This is a genomic window from Bradyrhizobium sp., assembly GCF_049798375.1.
GTDB lineage: Bacteria > Pseudomonadota > Alphaproteobacteria > Rhizobiales > Xanthobacteraceae > Bradyrhizobium.
Genome location: NZ_JBARGP010000166.1, coordinates 1 through 8,392, shown reverse-complemented (window position 1 = coordinate 8,392; position 8,392 = coordinate 1). Strand labels below are relative to the sequence as shown.

Below are 8,392 nucleotides of genomic sequence, written 5' to 3'. Positions count from 1 at the left end.
TTCACGCCGGCGATCGGGCCCGACGGTGGTAGCTTCGCGCCACCAACTCTGATAGGAACGGCGCGCGCCGCCTCCGTTTCATGCTTCAGTGCAAGATGAACTGCCGGGCGGCTCATCCTGACGGTGGGTTTGCCGGCTTAGCTCAGCGGTAGAGCAGCGGTTTTGTAAACCGAAGGTCGGGGGTTCAATCCCCTCAGCCGGCACCAGCGGTATGTCTCTACCGCGCTATTAACGTTACAACCGCTGCAACCTTTTTTGCCGATCCGCGTTGTGGCACCTGCGCACGCCGCGAGACGGCCACATATGGGGCAGCGGCCGCGGGCGATCTGAACATTCACTGGCTTTCGGCCGACGAAGTCTTGAGACGAAATCATCGTGGCTGTGGCTTGATTTCATTCCGCGAGTTTGCTGCAATTGTGACCGAGGGTTGAGGGATGGGCACCATGTCCTGGCGGGAAGAACGCGATGCGCTGATTGCGCAGACGCTGGCGTTCGTACAGTCGGTCACCGGCAAACCCGCTGACTTCTCGCAACTCGCGCCGCCCGCTTCGCCGACCACAGCCGCGGCGCCAAAGCCGCTGGAGCGGCGGGCGGAGGCACCTGCCGCGGCGCAGCCATCGGCCGCAACGGCAGCGCCGGAGCCGCCAGCAGCTGCAATCGTGGAGTCGATCACCGGCCATCCGTTCACCAGCATCACCGCGCAGCTCGGGCTGCAGCGGGACATGCAGGCCGAAATCCGCAGCCGCGTCGCCAACTTCCGCGCGAACCAGGAGCGCTTCAACCGCGAGCGCCAGGAGTATTTCAGCTCGACGCTCGAGCGGCTGCGGGCCTCGATGAACGACGTCCGCGACTCGGACAAGTAACCGCCGTCTCCGATTTCCGGGCTTCCCTCCGCGCGCGTCGGGCGCAGCCGGAAAACACACCTCTCGCCGTCAGAGCCAGGCGAACAGCAGCGCCAGATTCGCCACGAACGCCGCCAGCAGGCCGAAGACTAGGGTCAGCTGCGTGCGTCCGCAGAAGGTATGGAGATCGGTTCCCATGGGTTAACCATCCGGCGATTCTGGGCCGGGAGTCCCAGGGATTCTTTTTTGAAAAATTTAGGACTCGTTTACGATTTGGATCGTGCTACTCCGATTCCAAAGTTCGCCCACATCTTGGCCCGCGGCCGCATCCGCGAGCTTTGGAATCGGAGCACCACGACTCAGCCTAAGCGCCTGTACGATCTTGGTTTTTGGAATTCCGGCGATCAACGCATATTGGTACCGATCGGAGCTTCGAAGCCGCCGCAGCAGAGCCGAAAAGGCCCATTTCCCGCCCCAGCCCCGCCTGCCTGTCGCTGCAACCCCTGTTCATCTTCGGGTTAACACCCGAGTCCACGGAGCCGTTCGGAATGCCCTACGCGCTGTTTTGCGACGAAGCCAAATTGAGCAAGGCCTATCCGACCGAGGCCGATGTTTGGAGGCTCGCGCGCGAAAGCGGACTGGTGGTGGACGTCACGACCAGTGCACGGCGCTCCGCCGTCCATCTGCGTCTGGACAACGACTACGAGATCAAGGCCTGTGCGGCCGAGCCGGAGGAAGATCCCTGGCAAAACCGGGTCGATGCCGAGCTTCAATTGCAGCTCGATGTCCTCCTCTCTGCGCGATGACGCGCTCGCTGCGCGATGACGCTTCGGCCACGACGGCCGACACGCTACGGCAATGGCGGCTGTCCCGACGGGGCAGCCGCATCTTGCAGATCAGAGCGAGACTAAGGCGTCGCGACGCTCAGCGACGCCTGCTCGGCTGGCACGACGACACAGGTTTTCTTGCGGCTCAGCCCCCGGATCGCACCGGTGACCTTCAGCACCTTGCCCGAAGGACAGGCTGCGTTCTGCACGAACGCCACCTCGTAAGGGGCCAGCATCAGCGGTTCGGATTTCAGGATGGTTTGAGCAGAGCACGGCAAGGCAGCCGCGGACAGGATCAGCACCGACACCAAGATACGCATTTGGGGTTATCCATCAGACCGGCAACCGGCCAACACATAATAGCGATCGATGGCGAAAGTTTCACGAAGCTTTGAAAAAATTTTGTAGCGCGTGAGTCAGGCGCGATCGCTTGCGCAAGCTAGCTCCTCACACGCAAGCGCCCGCGGCCATCGGACACGGGCGCGCTCATTTCATGCGAAGGTTGAGCAAGGCAGCATCAGCGGACATCGATCGTCGGACATCCGGCGCACGCGGGCATCAGTACTTGCTGGCGACCGGCCCGCCCCAGCCAAAGCGATAATTCACGCCGACCTTGACCGTGTGCTCGTCGCTGTTGAAGCGGCTGCCCACGATCGGCGCCGGACCGCTGGTGAAGGTCGTATGGCCGAAGTTGTAATACTGGTACTCGGCTTTGGCCGACCAGTTCGGTGCGAACATGTATTCGAGGCCGGCGCCAACGGTGTAGCCGTCCTTGCGGTTGCCGTCGGTGGTGAAGGCCGCCGGCGTGCCGCCGACGTTCACGCCGAGCCCGTTGCCGTCGCGCCAGGCGTAACCGCCCTTGGCGTACAGCAAGGCCGGACCCCAAGTGTAACCGAGCCGGCCGGTGACGGAGCCGAGCTGGTTGGCACCGGTCGACGAGATCACCGTCGCGCCTGGGAAGCCGAAATTGGTGGTGTTGCGATCCATCCAGCTGTACTGGGCCTCGATGCCCGCCACCCAGCTCGGCGCGAACTGGTAATCGAAACCGCCCTGCACGCCGCCGAGGAAACGACCATTATTGCCTTCCAGGCTGCTACTCTCAGAGAACGCGCCGCCGAGATGGCCGCCGATGTAGAAGCCAGTCCAGTTATAGATCGCCTGCGGCGGGGTGTAGATGGGCGCCTTGGTATAGGTGCGTGCCGGCATGTCGGCCGCGAATGCCGGGACGGCCAACGCCGAAAAGGCTAAGGCACTCAGCAAAACTCTTTTCATTGGAAGTCCCCGTTGGTCAGTTGCGACATCTATCGAACAACGTGGCCGGATTTAGGTTGCCCTGTGCCCTGACGCAGCTGTGAAGACATCGCCCGTGTAGTAAGTAGGCAACAAAGTCCTTTTGTTCCATACGCTTCGCGAATTTTTCTTAAAGCATGGCCACTGCCCCATGATGGGTCGCGATGCGGCGGCAATCGGTCGGGCCGCTCCCCCGATTGTGATCGACGTGTGGCGGCGTGCGGCTGCCCAGCGCCGGGATTTATCGGCTCAGCTTCGCCAGTTCCGGGAACGGGGCATAGGTCGCGCCAGCGCAAAGCTCGCTGGCGTTCTCTGCCGCCCGCTCAAGCCGGCCATCGACATAGACGATGGCGACTTCCTGCGGCGCGTGATAGCTGCCGTCGGCTTCGCGGACCGCATACTGCAGGCAGCTCACATAACGGAGCCGACCACCGATCGTCCGCTGCACCGGATCCGCCATGGCGGTATCGTGCAGGCCGGCCGGTTCGGTTAAATAATTCCTCATGAAAGCGGGAATCTCGGTGCGGTAGTTGCTCGGAAACGGCTGGCTGGCGACGCCGCGGTCGCTCGTGAACGAAAGGCTGCGGCCGCTATCGTCGCTGTCGGTCAGGCAGCCCGCCAGCGTAAGCGGCAGCAAAAGCGCCAGATATCGTGCAGAAATCCCCAAGCCCTGTTCGTCCGAAGCGAAAGATCCCAAACCACCGTCGCCCAGCTTCTAGACAATTTGACAGGAAAAGAAAATCCGGTGCCCGGCAAGGCTAGGCTGTTCCCGGCCTCATGGTTCGAGACGCGCCGCGCACTCCTCACTATGGATGCGCAAAGACCGCACCTACGACATCTTTCGGCACGTGCGATGTCCCGCCCCCGACGCGTGATTGACGCGCCGGGTGACCAGGGTCGCTTTAGCCGCGGTGCGTCGCGGGCGTGGCGCGCTTGAAGCTCAGCTTGGTGCCGGTCTTCCTGACCTTGTTGAAGCCGACCTTGTGGCCGGTCTTGTGCAGGCCGAGCCGGGTCTTGGCGTGCGCGTGGGACTTCGCCGAAGCATGCATCGTGCTCACCTTGTTGTGATGGCGATGCGCGACGTGACGGTGCTTCACGCGATGATGGCGAGCCACCTTTCGCAGATGGCGGCTGCCCGAGGTCGACTTCACCACGGCCGTCTTCGCCGCGCCGCTGTTCGCAGGGGTCGACGCGGTCTGCGTCGGGTTGGCGATACCGGTGGTCTTCGCCGAACCGGCGGCCAGCGCAGGCGCAGCCAGAATCGAAGCCGCGAGCAGCGCAACGGACATCTTCTTCAGCATGGTCGTCTCCTTGGTCAGGATCTGGAAGAGCGGGCCGGATGGCCCAGGGCTCTCGATCATCTGGCGGAGACTAGAAGTCCGGCACTGAACCCACTCTGAAGCGTCGCACCGGCTTGCGTTCATCTGGATGAACCCGCGTACAGGTTTGCGACCAGATGCGGCGTCCCAGTCCGTGCATTGGGAATAGGCGTCCTTGCCGCCCGAACACATTTCCGATCATCGGATGCGCCACACCAGAATGTCAGAAGGGCTGTCACCTTCCTGCCGGTATAATGCACAGATCGCGGCGCAAAAACCGCGTAAAGCTCCGGGAATATTTTAGCACTGTGGAGGTTCGTTTTCGCAGTGTACCTGTTGGATCGCCAATCGACTCGGGAGAGATGAATGAAAAAGTCTGCAATGAAGGTCGCCATGCTGGCAATGTTCTCGATGGCCGTGGCCTCCGGGCCGTTCCTGCTGTCGAAGGCGTATGCCGCGGGCAGCGACACCCCCTCGCCGCCGGCGTCCGATTCCGGGGCGACCAAGGGCAAGAAGAAAGCCGGCAAGACGTCGAGCATCGAGGATCCGAAATTCCTTGCCGCCTACCGCACGGCCTATTCGACGATCTACGATCACGGCGACTATGCCACTGCGATCGATCAGCTCAAGGCGCTGCATCGTGAGGACGTCGCCGACGTCGCCAACCTGATCGGTTACTCCTACCGCAAGCTCGGCAACTATCCGGCCTCGAAGCAATATTACGAGCAGGCGCTGGCGGACGATCCGAACCACGTGCGCACCTGGCAGTATTACGGCCTCTGGCAGCTCGAACAGGGCAACCGCGAACAGGCGCAGTATCACCTGGACAAGGTGGCGCAGCTTGCCGGCACCGACAGCAAGGAATATCGCTCGCTGTCCGCGGCTCTCGAGCAGCAGCCGGGCACCGGCCTCGTCTACTAAGAACAGATCGCGTTCAGTCCAGTCTGCAAACTTGGCGCAACCTTTCGGTTGCGCCATTTTTCTTTTGTCGGCAATAGCGGCACTCGCCTTCAGATCGGTTTCACCAAAATCATTGCGGGGGAATTGCAACGTGGATGCTTGGCTGCGCTGGGCACTCGATTACGTCAGGGACTGGCTGCAATTCCAAGTCGGGATGTCCCGGCAACCCGGCTGCATGATCGCGATCGCCCATCGCGGCGAGATCGTCATGGAGGCCGCGTTCGGCAATGCCAATCTCGACAGCGGCGAGAAACTGACGCCGCGCCATCGCTTCCGGATCGCCTCGCACAGCAAGGCTTTCACCGCCGCCGGCATCATGCGCCTGCGCGAGCGCAAGCAATTGAAGCTCGACGATCCCGTCGGGACCTACGTGAAGGACCTGCATCCAGATGTTGGCACGACCACTCTGACGCAATTGCTGTCGCACAGTGCGGGGCTGATGCGCGACGGCCATGATTCCGGTCAGTTCACCGACACCAGGTCCTATCTCACGGCGGACGAGCTGCGCGCCGAACTCGCGCTGCCGCCGGCGATCGATCCCAACACCCGCTTCAAATATTCCAATCACGGCTACGGGCTGCTCGGCCTCGTCATCGAGGCGATCGCGGGCGAGCCGTATGCGGACTTCATCCAGCGCGAGGTTATCGAACCCGTCGGTCTGCGCGAGACCGCGCCGGATGCCACGCTGCTGGCGAAGTCGGTGCCGTTCGCGCGCGGTCATTCCGCGGAGACGCTGCTTGGCCGGCGTGTCGTGATCCCCGGCGACAATCCGACCCATGCGATCGCCTCGGCCGCCGGCCTCGTCGCCACCGCCGCCGACACTGCCCGCTTCTTCGCGCAGCTGGCGCCGAATGCCAGGAAGAGCTTGCTGTCAGTCGGCAGCCGCCGCGAGATGGTCCGCAGGCAGTGGCGGATTCCGCAGGAGCTCGAGGCCTATTACGGGCTGGCGCTGATGAGCGGCGCGACTGCCGGCCTCGACTGGTTCGGCCATGGCGGCGGCTTCCAGGGTTATATCTCGCGGACCGCGGTGATCCCGGCGCGCGAGCTCGCGGTGACCGTGCTGACCAACAGCCTGGATGGCTGGGCACCGGTCTGGGTCAACGGCGTGATGTTCATCCTGCAGGCGTTCCAGGCCCACGGCCCGGCCTCCCGCCGCACCCGCGACTGGAATGGACGGTGGTGGACACTCTGGGGTGCGACCGACCTGGTGCCGATGGCGAAGCAGGTCTTGGTCGGCAACCCGCAACTGATCAATCCATTCATGGATGCCACCCGGATCGAGGTCACGGGTCGCGATACCGGGCGGATCGTCGAATCCGGTGGCTATGCCAGCCATGGCGAGCCGGTGCGCCGCGTGCGCAGCAAGACCGGCGCGATCACCGGCATCTGGCTCGCCGGTGCTCAGCTACGCCCCGAGCGCGTCGTCCGCGCCGAGATGGAGCGCAAATATCCGAAGGGCCGTGCCCGGCGGAAGGACGCCTAGCGCAAACTAGAATTGGCGAGATCGTTCGGCAGTAGAGATCCACCTCTCCCATTGGGAGAGGTCGGATTGCATCGCCAGATGCAATCCGGGTGAGGGGTTACAGTCTCTCGTTGGAGCTGAGCCCCCTCACCCGATCGCTTCGCGATCGACTTCTCCCCGATGGGGAGAGGTGAACCGAGTCCGAGGCTGCCGTATTGCCAAGCAGGACGGCCACCCGCTTCCTACTTCATCAGCGCTTCGACCTCGCCGCGGAACGCCTGGCGCGCGCCGTCGCGGGAGTAGAACATGTGGCCACCGGGATAGACCACGAGCTTGATCCGTGGGGGCGCGGCAAAGGCCGGCAGCTGGTTGAGCACGATCTGCGACCCGAAATACGGCGTCGCGAGGTCAAACAGGCCGTGTCCGATCAGCACCTTCATGTTTTGATCGAGCGCCAGGATCTGCCGGAGCTGGGTAGTCGATTCCGGCGGGTTCTGTCCGTGGCCAAAATCCCAGGCTCGTCCCACCGCGCCGCTCAGCAACTCGTAGGAGCCATCCGGCCGCCAGTTCAGCTTCCGGGTCGTCAGGTCGACTGCCGCGCTGGTCAACGGCCCGGTCAACGCGTCTCCGGACTGATCGCCGATTCGCGCGAAGCTGGAATCCGGGAACGGATCGAGCGCCAGGACCGAGGCGTCGTAGCGGCCGGTCACCTTGCCGTCGCGGCGGTCGAACTCGCGGCGGAATTCATTGATGTCGAAGCGGCCGGCGAGCCGGCGGCTGATCGGCTGATCGATGCCGGTGAGCTCGGCGACCTTGTCGGCGATGCGATTGGTCGCAGCGGAGTCGGCCTCGCCCTTGATGAGGTCGAGCAGGAAATCAGTGCTGGCATAGCGCTCGACATCAGCCAGATCGGCGCGGGTGACCGACCCCTTCAGCTGGCGCGCCACCGCGGCATAGCTCGGCAGGCTCGCAACATATTGCAGCAGGCTGGTGCCGGAAAATTCGCGGAAATCCATTAGCGGCGAGATCAGGATCAGGCCCTTGACGCCGATGCCCTGCTCCATCTGCAGATTGCGCACGACCTTCGGGCCGCGAATGCCGCCATAGCTCTCGCCGGTGACATATTTCGGCGAGGTCAGGCGATCATTTTTCTCCAGCCAGCGACGGATCACCAGCGCGAGCGAATTGACGTCGCCATCGACCGAGAAGAACCGCTTGCGGACGTCCTCGCCTGTGGCCACGAAGCGGCTGTAGCCGGTGCCGACCGGATCGATGAAGACGAGGTCGGTGAAATCGAGCCAGGTGTCGGGATTGGGCTGCAGCTCGGGCGCAGACGACGGCGTCACATTGTCTGCATTGATCGGCAGCCGCCACGGCCCCGCATTGCCGAGCTGCAGATAGGCCGAGGATGCGCCGGGTCCGCCATTGAACAGGAAGGTGACCGGCCGTTTGGCGCGGTCCGTGCCGTCGAGCTGGTAGGAGGTGTAGGCGACGTCGGCCTGCGGTTCGCCTTTGTCGTCGAACAGGCGGATCGAGCCCGCAGTCGCCGTGAAGGCCAGGGTCCGGCCCGGCAGCGCGATGGTCTGTTTGGTGGTGGAATCGGGCGGCAGCTTGTGCTGCTCGGCGGTTGAAGGCGAGCTTGGCGTGCTGGCGGCGCGGTTGCCGCCCGGGCCGGGGCGCGCAGGCCCGGGC

At 63.6% G+C, this 8,392-nt stretch carries 10 protein-coding genes and 1 tRNA gene; 5 read left to right on the top strand and 6 right to left on the bottom strand.

Features of this window, described 5'->3' with window-relative positions; genetic code table 11:
* Positions 1-131 precede the first annotated feature (131 nt).
* Together WA702_RS07085 and WA702_RS07080 are read left to right on the top strand one after the other, a co-directional pair.
* Positions 132-206 (top strand) — tRNA-Thr (locus WA702_RS07085).
* Positions 207-443: 237 nt separating this feature from the next.
* The gene (locus WA702_RS07080) at positions 444-863 is read left to right on the top strand and encodes a hypothetical protein (RefSeq protein WP_425109817.1); all 420 of its coding nucleotides are present in this window, start codon (positions 444-446) and stop codon (positions 861-863) included.
* Between the two features lie 69 nt (positions 864-932).
* Here WA702_RS07080 and WA702_RS07075 read toward each other — a convergent pair whose 3' ends face one another.
* On the bottom strand, positions 933-1,040 hold the full coding sequence (locus WA702_RS07075; RefSeq protein ID WP_425109816.1) for a glucose transporter: 108 nt from the start codon (positions 1,038-1,040) through the stop codon (positions 933-935).
* A gap of 350 nt (positions 1,041-1,390) precedes the next feature.
* On the opposite strand from WA702_RS07075, the gene WA702_RS07070 reads away from it, so the two are divergent.
* On the top strand, positions 1,391-1,648 hold the full coding sequence (locus WA702_RS07070) for a hypothetical protein (RefSeq protein WP_425109815.1): 258 nt from the start codon (positions 1,391-1,393) through the stop codon (positions 1,646-1,648).
* A 101-nt stretch (positions 1,649-1,749) separates the two neighbouring features.
* Here WA702_RS07070 and WA702_RS07065 read toward each other — a convergent pair whose 3' ends face one another.
* The 4 genes from WA702_RS07065 to WA702_RS07050 form a co-directional block, all read right to left on the bottom strand.
* Positions 1,750-1,989 (bottom strand): hypothetical protein, encoded by a 240-nt coding sequence (locus WA702_RS07065; protein ID WP_425109814.1) that lies wholly within the window; start codon positions 1,987-1,989, stop codon positions 1,750-1,752.
* A gap of 238 nt (positions 1,990-2,227) precedes the next feature.
* Entirely contained in the window at positions 2,228-2,941 is a 714-nt protein-coding gene (locus WA702_RS07060) for an outer membrane protein (RefSeq protein WP_425109813.1), read from the bottom strand.
* A 259-nt stretch (positions 2,942-3,200) separates the two neighbouring features.
* Positions 3,201-3,656, bottom strand: a complete 456-nt coding sequence (locus WA702_RS07055; RefSeq protein ID WP_425109812.1) for a hypothetical protein — start codon at positions 3,654-3,656, stop codon at positions 3,201-3,203.
* A gap of 205 nt (positions 3,657-3,861) precedes the next feature.
* Complete coding sequence (locus WA702_RS07050) at positions 3,862-4,260, bottom strand: hypothetical protein (protein WP_425109811.1); 399 nt, start codon at positions 4,258-4,260, stop codon at positions 3,862-3,864.
* A gap of 384 nt (positions 4,261-4,644) precedes the next feature.
* On the opposite strand from WA702_RS07050, the gene WA702_RS07045 reads away from it, so the two are divergent.
* Both WA702_RS07045 and WA702_RS07040 read left to right on the top strand, forming a co-directional pair.
* Positions 4,645-5,199 carry a tetratricopeptide repeat protein gene (locus WA702_RS07045; RefSeq protein ID WP_425109810.1) on the top strand — a complete coding sequence of 185 codons (555 nt, stop codon included), beginning with the start codon at positions 4,645-4,647 and terminating at the stop codon, positions 5,197-5,199.
* 130 nt (positions 5,200-5,329) lie between these two features.
* Positions 5,330-6,721, top strand: coding sequence for a serine hydrolase domain-containing protein (locus WA702_RS07040; protein WP_425109809.1), 1,392 nt, complete (start codon positions 5,330-5,332; stop codon positions 6,719-6,721).
* A 221-nt stretch (positions 6,722-6,942) separates the two neighbouring features.
* Here WA702_RS07040 and WA702_RS07035 read toward each other — a convergent pair.
* On the bottom strand, positions 6,943-8,392 hold a 1,450-nt coding region (locus WA702_RS07035), incomplete at its 5' end, for a S10 family peptidase (protein WP_425109808.1).